This window comes from Microcoleus sp. Pol1C5, from assembly GCF_036701115.1.
Taxonomy (GTDB): domain Bacteria; phylum Cyanobacteriota; class Cyanobacteriia; order Cyanobacteriales; family Microcoleaceae; genus Microcoleus.
The window spans coordinates 187,522-205,144 of sequence record NZ_JAUBQE010000002.1 but is presented as its reverse complement, the minus strand read 5'-3'; the positions used below and the strand labels follow the sequence as shown (position 1 = coordinate 205,144).

Here is a 17,623-nt window from a genome sequence, read left to right as displayed (position 1 = left end):
CTAAACCCCGGCAAAGGCCTGCTCAAAATCGCCTTTAATATCGTCGATGTGTTCTATTCCTACCGATACCCGAACTAAATCAGGGCTCACACCAGCCGATATCTGTTCCGTGTCTGTAAGTTGCTGGTGGGTTGTAGATGCGGGATGAATGACCAGTGTTTTAGCATCTCCCATATTCGCCAAATGGCTTGCCAGTTTCACCTGGTTGATAAAAGAGCGACCGGCATCAAGCCCCCCCTTGATACCGAAGTTCAGTACACCGCCAAAGCCATGTTGTAAATACTTTTTAGCCCGCTCGTGGTAGGGATGTTCTGGTAATCCCAGGTAGTTTACCCATTCCACCTTGGGATGTTGTTTGAGCCATTGGGCCAGTTCCAGGGCGTTATCTACATGACGTTGTACCCGTAGGGAAAGGGTTTCCAATCCCTGTAAAAACAAAAAGGCATTGAAGGGACTGAGAGTAGGGCCTAAATCCCGCAGTCCTTCGACTCTGGCACGAATAATGAAGGCAATATTGCCCCATGAGCCTTGAGGGCCAAAAACTTCTTGGAAATTGAGGCCGTGATAGCCCGGAGCTGGTTCTGTAAACACAGGAAACTTGCCATTTCCCCAGTCGAACTTGCCGGAATCGACGATGACACCGCCGATTGAGGTGCCATGTCCGCCAATCCATTTAGTTGCAGACTGCACCACGATATCAGCACCGTGTTCGATGGGACGGATGAGATAGCCTGCTGCACCAAAAGTATTGTCTACAATCAGGGGAATGCCATTTTCGTGAGCAATATGAGCTAGGGTGGCAAAATCTGGCACGTTAAATTGGGGATTACCGATCGTTTCAACATAGAGTGCCTTGGTGCGATCGTCGATCGCCTGCCGGAAATCCTCTGCTTCATCGCCATCCACAAATTTGACCTGAATCCCCAGCCGAGGAAACGTCACTTTGAACTGGTTGTAGGTGCCACCGTATAAATAGCTGGTGGAAACAATGTTATCTCCCGCTTGGGCAATATTGGCGATCGCCAAAAGCTGAGCTGCCTGACCGCTAGAGGTTGCCAGGGCCGCAACACCCCCCTCCAAGGCGGCAATTCGCTTTTCAAACACATCTGTTGTCGGATTCATGATCCGGGTGTAGATATTACCAAACTCTTGCAAGGCAAAGAGACGCGCCCCATGATCCGCGTCATTAAAGACATAGGAGGTTGTTTGATAAATAGGCACGGCACGGGCATTGGTTCCAGGAGCAGGTTCTTGCCCGGCATGAACTTGGAGCGTTTCAAAACGATAGGGTTCTGTCATTTGCTATAAAATACTTAAACTTTATCGATTTACCGTATTTTCTGGATTGCAAACAAAATTTTACAGATGCACCTCAAGTAAGTCAAGTTCAGAAATCACTTTTTAAGTTAATAGTGTTGTCGGTGGCAATCCCCCTGTGGTTGCCCCTCTGGTTGCTTCAGTTCCAACTTGAGGCGATCGCCTCAAGATTGACATTCTTTGGAATCTATGAGATATTACAAAATACGGTAAACCTACCGATTCACCGTACTATACAGAGTCTACCTCTGCTGTCAGTTGTGGCAGCTATAGGAAGGAAAGCTGTGTAACTAATTCGGCTGCAATTGGATAGATTGTTCTATTTCGTTGATTATGACTGAAGTAACTGTTTCAACACAAACCTCTCTGCGCCCAGTTAGCAAGGCTGGCTTAGAAAACCTGGCAATAACGGCGAAAGCCAACCCAAATACGATCAAGTCATTAAAAGTCAAAACAGTCTGTGAAGGGCAGTTTCGCAACTTGAACTATGTACGAGACTTACCAGAGCACGTCATTGATGAACCACCCGGCTTGCTGGGACAAGATACAGCCCCTAACCCCTCAGAAGCATTACTGGCAGCACTAGGGTCTTGCCTATCTGTGGGAATTCATGCCAATGCGATCGTGCGTGGAATTACTCTGACCAAGCTGGAACTAGAACTAGAAGGCGACATTAACATCACCGGTGTTTGGGGGATTGGCGATCTATCAGAAAAGCGCCTTGGCTTTACAGATATTCGTGTGAACGTCAATTTAGAAGGCGATGCCAGTCGCGAAGCCTTAGAAGCTTTAGTTGCTCACTCTAATAATTGGTCTCCTGTAGCCAACACACTCCGCAACCCTGTCAATTTAGCAGTATCCCTTGCTTAAACAGGCTTGCTTCGCAGTGGATATATCCTGCAAAAAACTGGGTTTCTGGTCTTAGTCCGCGCGAACCATGAAGAATTCTGGTTCAGAAACCCAGTTTCTAGAAAAGGTTTTTTGCCCTGCGTGCGTAAGTCCTAACTATTTCACCATTCTTGTAAAGAAGGTTGACCTATGCAGGTTGCTTCAACATTAGTTCCCAACAAAAATTTAGAAGAACCGATCGCCCTTAGCCCTTTGATTGCCGAATTAAAAGCCGCGATCGCTCAAGACCTTGTACCCAAAGTGCAAAGTATCGATCTAGAGGGTGTTTATCCCCGTGATTTTATGCAGCGTGTCGGTGCATTAGGAGGCTTTGGTCAAGCTGTTGCGCCAGAGTTTGGTGGAGCGGGTAACGGTTTAAAAGCAGCCATTCAAGTAATTGAAGCTATCTCTGAAGAATGCTTGTGTACGGGGTTTATGACTTGGTGTCAGATTGCCTGTGCTTGGTATATGCAGTGCAGCGACAATACCTATCTCAAGACAAATTTATTGCCCTGCATAGCAACAGGGCAAGTGCTTGGTGGTACAGGGTTATCAAACCCAATGAAACACTTTGCTGAGATTGAAAAAATTGCCCTCACCGCCGATCGAAAAACAGGTGGTTATGTACTGAATGGTATATTGCCTTGGGTTTCTAATATTGGTACAGGACAACCCTTTGGCATCGCCGCCAAACTTTCCGAGGGAAATGATTACTTAATGGCGATCGTCTCAGATCGGTTCGCTGGATTATCGCTTCGACAGAATTCCCACTTTATTGCTTTAGAAGGCAGTGGCACTTTTAGCTGTGTTTTCAACGAAGTATTTATTCCTGACGAACAGGTTTTAGCAGTACCGTGTGCAGACTATGTACAACGAATTCGTCCGGGTTTTATTCTGACACAAGTTGGTATGGGCTTAGGGTTGATCGCTGATTGTATCAACATGATTGAGGCAACTCATTCTCGTTTAGGTCATGTCAATTGCTTTCTCGACGATGGAGCAGAGGATCTGGCCGCTGAACTAGCGATCGCCCGTCTGAAAACCTACACCCTAGCCGATCGGTTGAGTCAGCCAGATGTAAGTATCACTCCTGATTTGCTCAAAGAGGTAATTCAGTTGCGGATTACCGGGTCTGAACTCTCATTGCGAGCTGCTAATGCTGCCATGCTCCATGTCGGTGCACGCGCCTATTTACAGGGTTCTAAACCAGCCAGACGACTGCGCGAGGCATACTTTGTGGCGATCGTTACACCAGCAATTAAACAACTCAAAAAGATGTTGCATCATCTAGAGCAACCGCTAATGGCTAATTACTAATGGCTAATTACTAATGGCTAATTAGTAATTACTAATTACTAATTACTAATTACTAATTACTAATTGGGGAAAATTTCTTCCGATTTTCCCCATCCCCTGTTCCCCTTTCCTCTAACGGATATGAGCAAGCCTTTTATTGCATCACTAACAAATGAAACTTGGCAAGATCGGGCGACTCCTCTGCTTTCAGTCCAAAATTTGCAGAAGCAGTACAAAACTCGCCAGGGGTATTTGACTGCATTCGATGGTATTGACTTACAGGTTCACTCTGGTGAAGTCGTTTGTTTGCTGGGTGCGAGTGGGTGTGGTAAGTCATCCCTGCTAGCAACGATCGCAGGTTTGCAGACAGCCGATCGCGGTGAAATATACCTGCACGGCATTCCAGTCCGTAAAAGTCATCCTCAAGTAGGCGTTGTGTTTCAAGATCCTTGCCTGTTGCCTTGGCTTACTGTCGCCCAAAATATTGCCTTTGGACTGAGGCTAAAACAGATGCGATCGCTAACAAAGCCAGAACTGCGATCGCGCATTGCAGTCGCGATCGCGCAGGTGGGACTACAGGGGTTTGAGCGCAGTTATCCACATCAGTTGTCGGGGGGGATGGCACAGCGCGCAGCACTAGCAAGAACACTGGCGCGTCGCCCCCAACTGCTGCTACTGGACGAACCCTTCAGCGCCCTAGATGCAATTACTCGGTTGGATATGCAAGCTTTGCTGTTGCAAATCATTACCCAACAACAAACAACAGTCTTGATGGTGACACACGATATTGACGAAGCGCTACTACTAGGCGATCGCGTCGTATTAATGGCGCGACATCCAGGGCGAATTTACCGAACTTGGGACATAACCCAAGCTAAACCCCGATTTCAGCAAGCCCATACCCTAAGTGAAACTCGATTCACCATCTTAGAGGCTTTATCCACCGTGATGGATACATCTGCCAATATTCCTCATGCTTTGATAGGAGACTAAATTATGACATTGCCTAATGTCTGTGCCTGCTGCGGTATGAGTCGGCGCGATTTTATGAAAATGACGGGTCTATTTTCTACTTCTCTAGGTTTAACTTTAGCAGCCAATGGTTGCCAATCAACCCCACCCCAAGCAGGGAATAGTCCTAGCCCCACTCGTAGCAAATCCAGCGCTGACCAACCAGTAAAGATTGGCTATCTACCGATTACTGATGCAGCCCCCTTGCTAATTGCCCACGCTAAAAAGCTTTATGAAGCAGAGGGCTTAACGGCTGAACCACCGCGCCTCTTTCGCTCTTGGGCGCAAGTGGTAGAAGCGTTTCTCGCCCGTCAGGTGAATGTAGTTCATGTGCTATCACCCATCACGGTATCGCTACGTTACGGGCGCAAATTTCCCGCCAAGGTTGTGGCTTGGAACCACGTTAACGGATCTGCGCTCACGGTTTTGCCTGAAGTAGAAACGGTGAGAGATTTGGGTGGGAAAACGATCGCTATTCCCTTCTGGTACTCCACCCATAACGTTGTGTTGCAACAAGTGCTGAAGAAGGAGGGTTTGATAGTTACCCGAAAACCAAAAGATGCAGAAGTAGCCGCCAATGAAGTGAATTTGGTCGTGCTTCCCCCGCCAGATATGGTGTCAGCACTGGCAAATAAGGCGATCGGGGGTTACATTGTGGCAGAACCTTTTAATGCGGCGGCTGAAAACCTGAAAACGGGTAAAATTCTCCGCTTTACGGGAGATGTCTGGAAGAATCATGCTTGCTGCGTTGTCTTTCTACATGAAGACGATCTTACCCAACGTCAAGAATGGACGCAGAGTGTGGTTAATGCAATTGTTAAAGCTCAGGCATGGATTCGAGACAATCGCGAAGAAACAGCCCAGATTTTATCAAAAGATGGTAGCGGCAAATATACACCCCATCCTTTACCTGCACTGAAACGTACGCTGACTTACTACGAAAAAGAGGTCTACGGCAAGCAGGGCGCTATTGTGCATCCTGACTGGGGCATTAATCGCATTGATTTCCAGCCCTATCCTTTTGCTTCTTATACAGAAGAATTGGTGCGGTTGTTGAAAGATACTCAGGTTGAGGGAGATATGGCTTTTTTGCAAGCGCTCGATCCGAAGGAGGTTGCCAAAGATTTGGTAGATGATTCCTTCGTTAAACAAGCGATACAACAGGTTGGTGGATTAAAGACTTTTGGTTTACAGGATAACTTCTCTCGCTCTGAGACGATCGCCATCTAAATTAACTCTATGACATCCACTCTTACTCCTCTCAAATCATCTTTCAAGTTTAAGTTTCCTCTACCTTTAGCAGGGCTTCTCGGTGGTTCCCTAATCTGGTGGCTTTTGACAACTCCACTTTGGCACAGCGATCCGACTGTAGCTGATTTTTCCCCAGAGCGAACTGTCGTCGCCCTAATACAGCTATTTGGCACAGGTGCGATCGTTCCCCATATCACAACGAGTTTGCGCCGGATGTTGGTGGGGTTATCGGTGGCGATCGCGATCGGGGTGCCCCTGGGGGTGGTATTGGGTTTGTCTCGCCCTTTAGAGCAAACTACTTCTGCTCTGTTCCAGTTTATTCGGATGATTTCCCCCTTGTCTTGGATGCCTCTGGCAGTTATGGTTTTAGGTATTGGCGATTTGCCTGTTTATTTCCTGCTGACGATCGCCGCGATCTGGCCGCTGGTATTAAACACAACTGCAGGCGTATTAGCCGTCAATCCACGATGGTTATTACTTTCCCAAAGTCTTTGTGCTACCCGTTGGGAAACAATTGCTGGGGTGATTGTTCCAGCGATTGTGCCGCACCTGTTAACGGGTGTACGCTTGGCAATTGGTATTATTTGGATAGTGCTGGTTCCTGCAGAAATGCTCGGTGTCAGTGCGGGCTTGGGGTATTACATTCTGGATACGCGCGATCGCCTGTCTTATTCAGAACTAATGGCTGTAATTTTAATTATTGGTGTCATTGGTTATGGTTTAGATAGTGCGCTAAGATTTGCTTATCAGCAATGGACTCATCAATCTTAATTCAGACTTAGGATACTCTCGCTGTTGAGATTTTGTGTATTAATGGTCAACCTCAAACGTACTCGTGAAGATGTACTGTCCGCTGTTTTAGATTTGATTCACCGGCAAGGGTTTCACTCAACTGGGTTGAAAGAGTTGCTAACCCATAGTGGTATTTCTTCTGGTAGTTTCTATAACTATTTTGCCTCGAAAGATGAGCTTGCCCATGCTCTAATTGATTGGAAGTGGAGCAAGCTAAAGTCTATACTATTTGGTGAAATTCAGAGTGATGCGATCGCCCAACTTTTTCAAATGATTGACCAGTTAGAAACCGTTCATCAAGCTGAAGAGCCTTGTGCTGGCTGTTTTCTTGGCAATTTGATTGTAGAGCTAGTGGAACATGACCCTACATTTCGTCAACATCTGATCCAGGTTTTTGATGACTGGCAGCAGGAAATAGCTAGTTTGCTGTTTGCTGGCCGCGCTCAACTTAAGCCAGAGATCGATCGTGAACGGCTAGCACAACAGCTTTTGAGTGCGATCGAGGGGGCATTATTGCTAGGACGCTTATACGATAACCCTGAGCGCTTACAATATTGCCTTGATGGGTGTCGTTATTTGTTGCAAGCATCCTTGCAAAATGAACTTGTGTCTGAATAATTGGGTCTTTCGTACTTACTGTACTAAATTGTATCAAAAAAATACCGAAAATCCTTGCAGGGCAAAAGTTTGGAGATTACCAAGTTTATCTGTATCTCACTCACCGGAAAATAGCTGTAGATCTGTCGCGATCGCAGGAGAAAAAGTAGCATCTAGCCCTGCTGCTATCTGCATAAAAATCTGAGAGACCGCCGAGTTAGGATCTGCAAGCGTGAGAGGTTTTCCTGTATCACCGCCCGCACAGATACGAGGATCTATAGGAATCTGAGCAAGGAGAGGTGATTGGAGTTCTTCTGCTAGCTGTTTACCGCCGCCACTACCAAAAATTTGCAGCGGTTCTGAATCGCGATCGCAAATTAAATAACTCATATTTTCAATAATGCCAAGAACCGGAACCCCGACTTGGCGAAACATATAAATATTGCGACGAACATCGGAAATAGATACTTGTTGGGGCGTAGTAACAAGTATCACTCCACAAATCGGACTTTCTTGCACAATCGTAATTTGAGCATCTCCAGTTCCTGGGGGTAAATCAATTAATAAATAATCTAATTCGCCCCATTCTACATCTTGAATAAACTGAGTAATAATTTTGTGAAGAACGGGACCGCGCCATGCTAAAGGTCGTTCTGGTTCGGCTAGTAAACCCACAGACATTAGTTTAATTTCCTGTGCTTCCAAGGGTAAAAATTTCTGACCTTGAGCAGTATTAACTGTCTCGATATCTGCTTGTCCTAAGCCTAACATTTGCGGAATATTCGGACCGTAAACATCAGCATCTAGTAAGCCTACTTTTGCCCCGTGTAATTTTAAAGCGGCGGCTAAATTGACGGCAGTTGTTGATTTTCCTACTCCCCCTTTACCGCTAGAAATAGCTAAAGTAGTTCGCACGTTGGCGATCGTGCAAATTTGAATATAAGTTTTTTTACACCAGGTTATAGGTGATAAAACAGATTCAATTTTTGCTTGTAAGTCTTGCTGATGCGAACCAATATAAAGGCGCAAATAAATGTAACCCTCAACAATTCGCAAATTTCGCACCATGCCCAAACTGATGATATCATTTTTGAGGGTGGGTTCGATGACTTGTTTGAGAGAGTTTACAACTTCTTGCTGTCGCAATTCTCCCAGCGGATCGATCTTTTCTGAGGGTAGATGTGAGTCACTTTTTGGTAAGGAAGAAGAATTAACCATTGGGGGAATTTTGCAGTAATTTTTGAATCTTCTGAATCGCTTTTTGAGAGAAAATAGCAACCTCTTTATCGGGATCGTCCAGAGATTGTTGCAGCGCATTCATCGCCGCAGGAGTGCTGAGATTGCCGAGCGCAATCGCGGCTTCTTTTCGCACATCTGAATATTCATCAGCTAAGGATCTAATTAAAGCAGGTAGCACTCGTTCATCTGGCATTTTTTGCAAAGCTTGTAACGCGAATTTGCGAACTTGCCAGTGTTCATCGCTTACCGCCGTTTCCAGCGCGGAAATCGCCGCAGAATCGGCATGAATTGCCAAAGATTTAGCTACATTTCTTCGCACTTGCCAGTCAGTATCGCTTTTGAGTGTTTGACACAAAATTGAGATAATTTCTGGCTCTGTTAAATGTCCTAAAGTTAAAGCCGTAGCACGGCGAACATTGACATCTGCATCAGATATTAAAGCCAAAGCTTGGGGGCATTTTTCCACCTGATTGAGATAACTGAGAGTGGTGACTGCTGCTGCTCTTAATTCAGGAACTTTTGATGCAAAGAAGGGTAAAATATCGGGTAAAGATTGAGCATCGTGAATCTTCCGCAACACAGTTAATATGTTGAGTTGGATATTAACATTGTCGCGGTTAAGTGCATCTAGTAGTTGCCTCAAGTCAGCGGGTGAGACTAATTCATTCAATGCCGATAATGCTTCTTGACGAATATCGAGCTCGGCGGAACCTAGACACTCGATTAAAGCGGGAATAGCTACAGGGTTGCCAATTTCCCAAAGAGCAGATATTGCAATTTTTTGAACGGCAATACTGTCATCAGACAAGGCAATAAGTAGGGCATTTGTAGCTTCCTCATCGCCCAAATATTGTAGATTTTTAACGGCAACAAGGCGATCGCTGAGATCTGGCGATCGCAACATTTCCAGCCATTGATTTAATTCGCTATCAGTCTCAGCATTCATGGTTTTATAATCCCTACAAACTAGAACAAATTTAGCGCAACAAGAAAGGTATTTTAACCGTAATTGCATTCGTCGGACATTCTTTTTCACAGGGTAAGCAAAACCAACATTCATCGTATTTCATGTAAGCTTTGCCTGTTTCTGGATTTTTGGCTAATACATCCAAAGGACAAACATCAATGCAGACATGGCATTTTTCCAAACACTTAGACTCATCTACAGTGACAGGAACATCAATTCGTTGTGTAATTAAAGCCATAGTTAGTTGTTATTGTTAATAGACCTTTCACGGGCGGGCAGGATGCCCGCCCCACAAGAACATTTACTTTTTGTGTAACAGGCCCGAAAGCCTGTTCAGGAGAATTGTGCAAGATGTAAGGTGAAAGAAATGTTCGCTCGCTATAATAACTCTAACGAGCGACAACATCATAATCCTCTTTATGCAAATCCACCTCCACAATATAAGGCTCAACTGGACGCTTAAACAATCTCATTTCTCCGGACTCTTCTTTTTTCAAATTAACATGGCAAAACCACTCTTCATTATTCTTGTCAGGGTAATCTAATCGATAATGATAAAGCCCCCAACGAGTCTCGCGGCGATACAAAGAAGCCCTCGCAGCCATCTCCGCACAATCGCGAATAAAGTGAACTTCCATGCAGCGCATTAACTCATGAGGATCGCGAGCGCCCATTTCCTCTAAGGTTTCGTGATAGCGGACAAAATTATTCAGCCCAATTTCAAGTTTATTCCCTACCTTCGGCGGCTGTAAATAATCATTCACCAAGCGCCGCAACTTATATTCTACTTGCGTGTGAGGAATTCCATTCGGCAGATTTAAAGGTGCATAAATTCGCGCTTTCTCTGCTTCCAGAAAATCAGTGTCCGGTTCGATACAATCTACATCTTTGATGTAATCAATGGCATTAGTTCCTGCTAACTTACCAAACACAAACGCGCCGATCATATAATTATGAGGAACGCTGGCCATATCTCCGGCTGCATAGAGTCCCGGCACAGTTGTTTCTGCCTTTTCATTCACCCATACACCAGAGGCACTGTGACCGCTGCATAGCCCTATTTCAGAAATGTGCATCTCCACGCCGTGAGAGCGATAATTTTCCCCTCTACCTTCGTGAAATCTGCCTCGACTCGGCCGCTCGTTTGACCAAAGAATTGACTCTATTTCAGCAATAGTATCTTCATCGAGATGAGTCATTTTTAATTGAATCGGGCCTTTGCCAGAGTTTAATTCCTTCCAGATTTCTAGCATCATTTGACCGCTCCAATAATCGCAACTAATGAAGCGATGACCTTCGGCATTAGCAGTATGAGCGCCAAAGGGGCCGGCAACATAAGCGCAAGCAGGGCCATTATAATCTTTAATTAACGGGTTGACTTGAAAGCACTCAATATTACTTAGTTCTGCTCCTGCGTGGTAAGCCATTGAATAGCCATCTCCGGCATTAGTCGGATTTTCATAGGTTCCATAAAGATAGCCAGAATCCGGTAGTCCTAAACGACCGCAAGCACCTGTAGAAAGAATGACAGCTTTGGCTTGAATTACTACAAAATCGCCATTTCGCACGTCAAAGCCAACAGCACCAGTAGCGCGTCCTTTTTGTACTAAGACGCGAGTTGCCATGACTCGATTGGTAACTTTAACTTTGTGGCGTTTCACCTGTCGAGTTAAAATTTGTTTGAGGTCTTTACCTTCGGGCATTGGTAACACATATTTGCCGACGCGGTGAACTTGTTTTAAGTCGTAGTTACCCTGAGCATCTTTCTGAAATTTCACTCCCCAACTTTCTAACTCTTGGATGACTTCATAGCCTAATTTTCCGGTTTGATAAACAGCTTTTTGGTTGAGGATACCGTCATTAGCAAGGGTAATTTCGCGGACGTACTGTTCGGGTGTAGAATGACCGGGAATGACGGCAGTGTTTACACCGTCCATTCCCATTGCGATCGCACCACTTCTGCGAATATTTGCCTTCTCTAAAATTAGCACTTCGCTGTCAGGATTTGCCTGTTTAGCTTTGATGCCAGCCATAGTGCCAGCCGTACCGCCACCGATGACTAAAATATCGGTTTTTAGCAATTGGGTTTGGATAGCGAGATCGGAAATAGTCATAGGAATTAAGATTGAGGACAGATTGCTTTGAATTAAGAAAAATTAGGCAGAGTTTGGATGAGAGTTTAAAACTAGGAAGGAGGTAAAGAAGAATCTGAATTCTCAACGATCGGCAAGCCAGCTTCTTTCCAACCTTTAAAACCCCCAACTAAAGATTGGACGTGAGTATACCCTAATTTTTGTAAACTTTCAGCCACTAGAGCAGAGCGATTCCCGCCGCCACAATAGCAAACAATTGGAGCTTCGCGATCGGGAATAATTTCCTCAATCTTTTGTTCAATGGTGCCTCGACTAAGGTGAATAGCCCCTTCAGCATGGGATTCTTTCCATTCACTCTCTTCACGAACATCTACCAAAATAGGGGGCTTTTCTGGCTCTAAAAGGTTAAGTTGCTCGATGGAAACTTCTTGGATTTTAGCCTTAGCTTCATCAGCTAGCTTTTGAAAGTTTTCAGAATGACTCATGATTTTTTTCAAAATTGGGTTAACAATTAGTTCATCGTTCGAGATTTGGTGTTCAAAAGCAGGCAGGATGCCTGCTCCACAAAGTTTATTGGAAAATTGTATTGAGATCCACCCACTTAATGACTCTACTTACTATCTTTCAACACGATTTCTTTAACTTTAACTGGCTTAGGAATAAGCTCCAATTTATGGAAAGTATCAGCAATTTGCTGCTGTCCGGCAATCTCTTCATCAGTCAGGGGAGAAACGCCATAGTTGCGTCGCTTTTCTGACACTTCCAACACGGAAGCTTCTATTCCTAATTGCGTCTCTAAAAACTTAGCAACTTCTACGGGATTGCCGGCAGCCCATCGATCTACCTTTTTGACTTCATCTAAAATGAGTTTCAAAATCTCAGGATGTTCGTCAACAAAACCCTTGCGGGCGAGATAGTAACCTCGATTAGCAGCAATACCTGTGGCATCTTTGATCAGTCGTGCCCCTGCGGTTTTTTCGGCTGATGCTAAATACGGGTCCCAAACCGCCCAAGCATCGACATTTCCGCCTTCAAAAGCGGCACGTGCCTCTGCGGGTTTGAGAAAAACTGGAGTGATGTCGCTGTATTGAAGTCCAGCCGCTTCTAAAGCTTTAACTATTAAATAATTGGTGTTAGATCCTTTAGCAAAAGCAACTTTTTTGCCTTTGAGATCGGCAACAGTTTGTATTGGTGAATCCTTGGGAACCACAATACCTTCAGACTGAGGATTGGATGTTTCGTAAGCAACATAAACTAATGGTGTTCCGGCAGCTTGGGCAAAAACTGGCGGCGCTTCTCCTGTGTAGCCGAAGTCAATACTACCTGCGTTCATTCCTTCTAATAATGGTGGCCCAGCCGGAAATTCTACAAATTTTACAGAAGATTTGGAGGCTGCTAAGGCTTTTTCTAAGTCGCCTTTGGTTTTAAGAGCGTTGAGAACGGTAGCTGACTTTTGGTAGCCGATGTTAACAGTGACGCTTTTTGTAGGTGCGGCACTGTTGGTCGCGGTGGTGGGTTTAGTGGCTGTGTTCGCTGTGCTAGCGCTGGAAGAACAAGCGGCTGCTCCCAAAGTCAAGCCGAGTCCAGTTGCAAACAGCAGGGAAACACTGCGACCTCTCTGAGAAAGGAAAATTTGGCGGTAGTAAGTCAAAATGCCTAAAGGCTGGGTTTCTGAGAACTTAATCCACATAAATATCAATAAGGAAGGGATTGAGAGTAACTTTACGGGTAGTATACCACTGCATCTTGATAAATTTACCGGAGTTAATAGTTATTCATTTCCGGATCTTAAGATTTTGGGGTGCGATCGCTCATAGTTACAGCACTTCAGTCCATCGGAAGCATCCCGATTTAGTAGGGTGCATCAGATGCAGCGATTGAACGAGATCGTTAGGGTTCGATCGTCTGACGCACCTTACTAATTGTGCAGTTGCGTAAATACTGTACAAATTCGGAATGCTCTCCGTCCATCAACCAAGTTTCTGGAGAAAAATGGAAGATAAAACATCCTTTTTGAAGGATGATTTTTACGTATAAAAGCTGGGATTGGGGAGCCGATCGTTGAGTACCCAGTTACCCAGATCGTGAATTTTATAGTCAACAGAATCATGTAGCGTAAACGTTCTGAGATTACGCCAGTAGCGATCGAAACCATATTTACTGGTGGTAGCACGCGCCCCCATTACTTCAAAAATGCGAGTTGTCACATCTAAACCTATTTTGGTGGCAGCAACCTTTGCCGTTGCGATCGCGATCGCGCATTTTCCACGTTCTTCTATTGTTAAATCCATCCCTTGTTCCCAAGCTGCTTGCAGAATGGCGGCGGCTCGATCCGTCAAACTGCTAACTGCTTGCAGATCGACCCACATCTCTCCGTAGTGTTTCAGAATGTAGGGATCTTCCGTCACACTAGGAGCAGTAGAAGTCAACCAGGGTCGTCCTTGGGTGCGGGTATAGTCTTTAGCAGCAGCAAATGCTCCTTCTGCAATACCCAGATAAATATGGGCAAGATTGATTTGCGTCAAGCAAGCTCGTAAAGTACGGAAAGGAAGATCGGCACGAGTGCGATCGCCAAACACTTCGGAGTCATAAACGCGCACTTGGTCGAAACTAATACTACCGCTATCGGTTTGACGTTGCCCCATATTATCCCAATCGTCATGGATTTGTATTCCCTCTCTTTGAGTGGGAATTACAATAATCGTGAGTTCGGAGGTATCTTGACGAACCGCAGTGATGGGTAAGATATCAGAATCTTTAGAACCAGAGCAAAAGCTTTTTATCCCGTTCAGTAAAAAGCCTGTACCATCAGGAGTTAAAGTGGCACGGCGATCGAGGGGATTGAGAGCATTGCACCAAAACCAATTGTTTGTCACCGTATCTTTGTAGAACTGCGCCTTGCGCTCCTCCGTGCCAAAAAGATGCGGGATAACAACCCCTAAATGGTGATAGGAGTAAACATGGGCTAGAGAACTATCAGTCTTTGCCAACTCGCGGGAAATTTGGAGTGCAGTAATCCACGTTTCGCCAATACCGCCATATTCTTTAGGAATAATCAAACTGAGCAAACCGCTAGAGCGAATGCGATCGCGTTCATACTTTGGCGTACCGCCAAGACGATCTCGTTCTATGGCAGTAGCAGCAAATTCTTGAGCAAGTGATTTCGCGATCGCGACATAATCTTGTTTGCTGTCTTGTTGTGTTGTGCTTTTCGAGTCTACAAGGGATATTTTCATATTGATGATACAAAATTGAGGGAAGTAATGAGGTACAAATGATTGAGGATTCCTATAGGTTGGTCAGTCCTTAAAACCCAAGTAAACAGAAATAGGTACATCTTCAACAAACTGACCTGAAGGTTCTGCACTGAGAATTGCTGCTTTAACTTCAGCCTCAAATACGGAAGTATCGCCATTAAAGTAATCACGACGGCAGTAAGCGGTGGAGTAGAGATAACCAATAAAATTATCAATCGTCCAGTGTTTTTGAAAGTCAATCTTATGGCGCTTAATCCGAACGAATGGCGATCGATCCAAAACTTCTAAATCAGACTTGTAGAGCAAAGGAACGCTGGTCGATCCCACACGCCGCTCTTCTCCTAGCCACCGTTTGATCGTAGCTAGCACATTTTGTGCCCAAACAGAGTCATTTGACCAAATATCTTTTTCAGTTTGAATAATCGCTATCCCCCTATTAGCGTTAGTGGTGCGATCGAGCAGATCGTAGCTACGCTGTAGTACCAGTTCTTGATCCATCCAATGAAAAGCACGACCAATGGTGACAAGGGAAAATGTACCAATTGCGGGGGAAATATTTTCTGCTAAATCTCTTACCCAAGTGATATTTGAAGCATGAGCCAGTTTAGCTTCTTGCTTGGCAACTTCGAGCATTTCTGTATCGGGATCGATACCCAAAACAGATTGAAATCGATCGTGTAAGGCGATCGCTACCAAGCCAATCCCACAGCCGAGATCGAGAAGCTTGCCTTGCCCGTCTAATTGAAATTCCTGTGAGATTAAATCGTAAAGAGCATTTGGGTAGCGCGGTCGATATTGCAAGTAATAAGAAATGGCTCCTTGAAAGAGCGTAGGATCGTAGTTTGGGAGTATTTTAGTAGTCATGATTGAAGTCAATTTTTGCTGAGCTAGGATTTAGGTTTTGAGATAAGCTGTTCGACATTTAAAAAACGATTATCGGGTCATCATATCAATTCCGGTTGTATCGGAATGATTAAACCACAGAGGGCACAGAGGACACAGAGAAAGAGAAGAGAGAAAGAATAATTCCGATGTCAACGGATTAGATATCAGCCCTTGGGTTTCGCTCAGGGCGAGAGATCGGAGCGGCATTTCCCTTGCCTATATTTAGATGTTGATTGCGATCTCAGCCTGGGGTTTAAACCTCTAAGGGAACAGTTTGCGTATTGGATAAATCCAAGGTACTCAATAATTTTTCTTTCCAATATTGCAAATCGCGATCGGTACGCCTGCGGGGACGGGGAAGATCGATATCTAGCTCAAGATGGATGCGTCCAGGGTTGCCACGCATGACGATCGCGCGATCGCTTAAAATCAGTGCTTCTTCAACATCATGGGTCACAAGAATCATGGTCTGGCGATCCGATTGCCAAATTTCTAACAGACGATCCTGTAGCTGCATTCTAGTAAAGGAATCGAGAGCACTAAAGGGTTCGTCTAGCAACAAAATAGAAGGATTAGTGACGAGGGCACGGGCGATCGCCACCCGTTGAGCCATTCCTCCTGATAATTGGCGTGGCAGCAAACGAGCAAAATCTTGTAATCCAACCTTAACTAGAGCATCACTTGCCCGTGCCTTGCGTTCATCCTTCGGTAAATGATGCAAACCAAACTGCACATTTTCCCAGACGGTTAACCAAGGCATCAGCCGAGGTTCTTGAAATATTACACCAATTTCTGGATGAGGTTTGTTAATCCGAATATCGTCAATTTGCACATCTCCATAAGTTGGCATATCTAATCCGGCAACGATCCGTAAAAGTGTACTTTTGCCGCAACCACTCGTACCAATTAAACTAACAATCTCGCTACGATTAACAGTTAAATTAATAGACTCTAATCCTACAAAACCATTTTTAAATCGCTTATGCAGTCCTTCGATGATTAGCATATATGTTTCCTCCTTGGCGCTTTGAATGAATGCTTGAAACTAATGCTTTGAACTAATGGTTGGAAGCGTGAACATCCTGCCAATGGAGTAGCCTATGTGATGCAAGGCCAATAATTGAGTCAGTCACTTTTCCGAAAATCGCAAACAAGAGAATGCTGGCGAGGGTGATTGCAGGTCGTCCAGTCGCTTGCCCGTCGATTAATAAGAAGCCTAAACCCTGACTGGCTCCCATCAATTCAGCCGCCACGACAAACATCCAGCCCAAACCCAAGCCACTTCGCAAACCGACAATGTAGGCAGGCAATGTCGCGGGCAAGAACACACGACTGATAAGCTGCCAATCATTAAGTCTATAAATTTTGCCAACCTCAACCAATTTGCGATCGACATTGTGAATGCCGCTCATCAGATTTAAGTAAACGGGGAAGAAGACTCCAACGGCAATCAGAGCAATTTTGGAAGGCTCATGAATTCCCATCCAGAGGATAAATAGTGGCACCCATGCCAGCGAAGGAATGTTACGAAGTGATTGCAAAAGCGGGTCTAGTAAATCGTGAATTAGGGAAGAATAGCCTGTTAATCCTCCTAGAAGAGTGGCAAAAAATGTACCAATTAGGAAGCCAACAAAGACGCGATAGAGGGTAATGCCGATGTGCTGCCATAGTTCCCCTGCTGCACCGAGTTGCCAAACTGTGGTAAGAATAGTTGAGGGAGCAGGTAACAAGTTAGGAGCAACCAAGCCAAACCTAGACAGACTTTCCCACAATATTAAGAGAAAGACTGGCAAGAGCAAGCCTTTTGCTCTGCCCAGACGACTGAGGAATTGCCAATTATTACCTGTTTGTGCGCTTGGTATTGCGATCGCAAGTCTTTGTTCCATAACTTAGTGTTTGCTGTTTTGCATAGATAGCTTTGGCTCGGAATTAAAATTTAAAAATGCAAAATTAAAAATGATGAATTTATTTTTCAATTTTCAACTTTTAAATTTTAATTTTCGGATATGCGTTGGTGAGTTGGTGTATAT

General features: G+C 44.8%; 17 protein-coding genes. 6 read left to right on the top strand and 11 right to left on the bottom strand.

Annotated features, from left to right (window positions below; all coding sequences use genetic code 11):
• On the bottom strand, positions 1 to 1,299 hold the full coding sequence (locus tag QUA23_RS01925) for an O-acetylhomoserine aminocarboxypropyltransferase/cysteine synthase (RefSeq protein WP_333075715.1): 1,299 nt from the start codon (positions 1,297 to 1,299) through the stop codon (positions 1 to 3).
• 351 nt (positions 1,300 to 1,650) lie between these two features.
• On the opposite strand from QUA23_RS01925, the gene QUA23_RS01920 reads away from it, so the two are divergent.
• From QUA23_RS01920 to QUA23_RS01895, 6 genes are all read left to right on the top strand, one after another.
• Positions 1,651 to 2,187 (top strand): OsmC family protein, encoded by a 537-nt coding sequence (locus QUA23_RS01920; protein WP_333075713.1) that lies wholly within the window; start codon positions 1,651 to 1,653, stop codon positions 2,185 to 2,187.
• 168 nt (positions 2,188 to 2,355) lie between these two features.
• On the top strand, positions 2,356 to 3,522 hold the full coding sequence (locus QUA23_RS01915; protein ID WP_333075712.1) for an acyl-CoA dehydrogenase family protein: 1,167 nt from the start codon (positions 2,356 to 2,358) through the stop codon (positions 3,520 to 3,522).
• A 120-nt stretch (positions 3,523 to 3,642) separates the two neighbouring features.
• Positions 3,643 to 4,494: an ABC transporter ATP-binding protein gene (locus QUA23_RS01910; RefSeq protein ID WP_333075711.1), complete on the top strand. Its 852-nt coding sequence runs from the start codon at positions 3,643 to 3,645 to the stop codon at positions 4,492 to 4,494.
• 3 nt (positions 4,495 to 4,497) lie between these two features.
• Positions 4,498 to 5,742 (top strand): ABC transporter substrate-binding protein, encoded by a 1,245-nt coding sequence (locus QUA23_RS01905; protein ID WP_333075709.1) that lies wholly within the window; start codon positions 4,498 to 4,500, stop codon positions 5,740 to 5,742.
• 9 nt (positions 5,743 to 5,751) lie between these two features.
• On the top strand, positions 5,752 to 6,534 hold the full coding sequence (locus QUA23_RS01900) for an ABC transporter permease (RefSeq protein WP_333075707.1): 783 nt from the start codon (positions 5,752 to 5,754) through the stop codon (positions 6,532 to 6,534).
• Positions 6,535 to 6,576: 42 nt separating this feature from the next.
• Complete coding sequence (locus tag QUA23_RS01895; RefSeq protein WP_333075705.1) at positions 6,577 to 7,173, top strand: TetR/AcrR family transcriptional regulator; 597 nt, start codon at positions 6,577 to 6,579, stop codon at positions 7,171 to 7,173.
• Positions 7,174 to 7,269: 96 nt separating this feature from the next.
• On the opposite strand, the gene QUA23_RS01890 is transcribed toward QUA23_RS01895, so the two are convergent.
• From QUA23_RS01890 to QUA23_RS01845, 10 genes are all read right to left on the bottom strand, one after another.
• The gene (locus QUA23_RS01890) at positions 7,270 to 8,370 is read right to left on the bottom strand and encodes an Mrp/NBP35 family ATP-binding protein (RefSeq protein WP_333075704.1); all 1,101 of its coding nucleotides are present in this window, start codon (positions 8,368 to 8,370) and stop codon (positions 7,270 to 7,272) included.
• Positions 8,363 to 9,337 (bottom strand): HEAT repeat domain-containing protein, encoded by a 975-nt coding sequence (locus QUA23_RS01885; RefSeq protein WP_333075703.1) that lies wholly within the window; start codon positions 9,335 to 9,337, stop codon positions 8,363 to 8,365. The genes QUA23_RS01890 and QUA23_RS01885 overlap by 8 nt, the downstream gene beginning before the upstream one ends.
• Positions 9,338 to 9,368: 31 nt before the next feature.
• Positions 9,369 to 9,596, bottom strand: coding sequence for a 4Fe-4S dicluster domain-containing protein (locus tag QUA23_RS01880; protein WP_172190211.1), 228 nt, complete (start codon positions 9,594 to 9,596; stop codon positions 9,369 to 9,371).
• A gap of 151 nt (positions 9,597 to 9,747) precedes the next feature.
• Positions 9,748 to 11,472, bottom strand: a complete 1,725-nt coding sequence (locus tag QUA23_RS01875; protein ID WP_333075701.1) for a fumarate reductase/succinate dehydrogenase flavoprotein subunit — start codon at positions 11,470 to 11,472, stop codon at positions 9,748 to 9,750.
• Positions 11,473 to 11,543: 71 nt separating this feature from the next.
• Complete coding sequence (locus tag QUA23_RS01870; protein WP_333075700.1) at positions 11,544 to 11,936, bottom strand: rhodanese-like domain-containing protein; 393 nt, start codon at positions 11,934 to 11,936, stop codon at positions 11,544 to 11,546.
• 125 nt (positions 11,937 to 12,061) lie between these two features.
• Complete coding sequence (locus tag QUA23_RS01865) at positions 12,062 to 13,141, bottom strand: sulfonate ABC transporter substrate-binding protein (RefSeq protein WP_333075699.1); 1,080 nt, start codon at positions 13,139 to 13,141, stop codon at positions 12,062 to 12,064.
• Between the two features lie 337 nt (positions 13,142 to 13,478).
• Positions 13,479 to 14,687: an acyl-CoA dehydrogenase family protein gene (locus tag QUA23_RS01860; RefSeq protein WP_333075697.1), complete on the bottom strand. Its 1,209-nt coding sequence runs from the start codon at positions 14,685 to 14,687 to the stop codon at positions 13,479 to 13,481.
• Between the two features lie 63 nt (positions 14,688 to 14,750).
• Complete coding sequence (locus QUA23_RS01855) at positions 14,751 to 15,572, bottom strand: class I SAM-dependent methyltransferase (protein WP_333075696.1); 822 nt, start codon at positions 15,570 to 15,572, stop codon at positions 14,751 to 14,753.
• Between the two features lie 274 nt (positions 15,573 to 15,846).
• Positions 15,847 to 16,599, bottom strand: a complete 753-nt coding sequence (locus QUA23_RS01850; protein WP_333075694.1) for an ABC transporter ATP-binding protein — start codon at positions 16,597 to 16,599, stop codon at positions 15,847 to 15,849.
• Between the two features lie 52 nt (positions 16,600 to 16,651).
• Entirely contained in the window at positions 16,652 to 17,479 is an 828-nt protein-coding gene (locus QUA23_RS01845) for an ABC transporter permease (RefSeq protein WP_333075692.1), read from the bottom strand.
• Between the last annotated feature and the right edge of the window lie 144 nt (positions 17,480 to 17,623).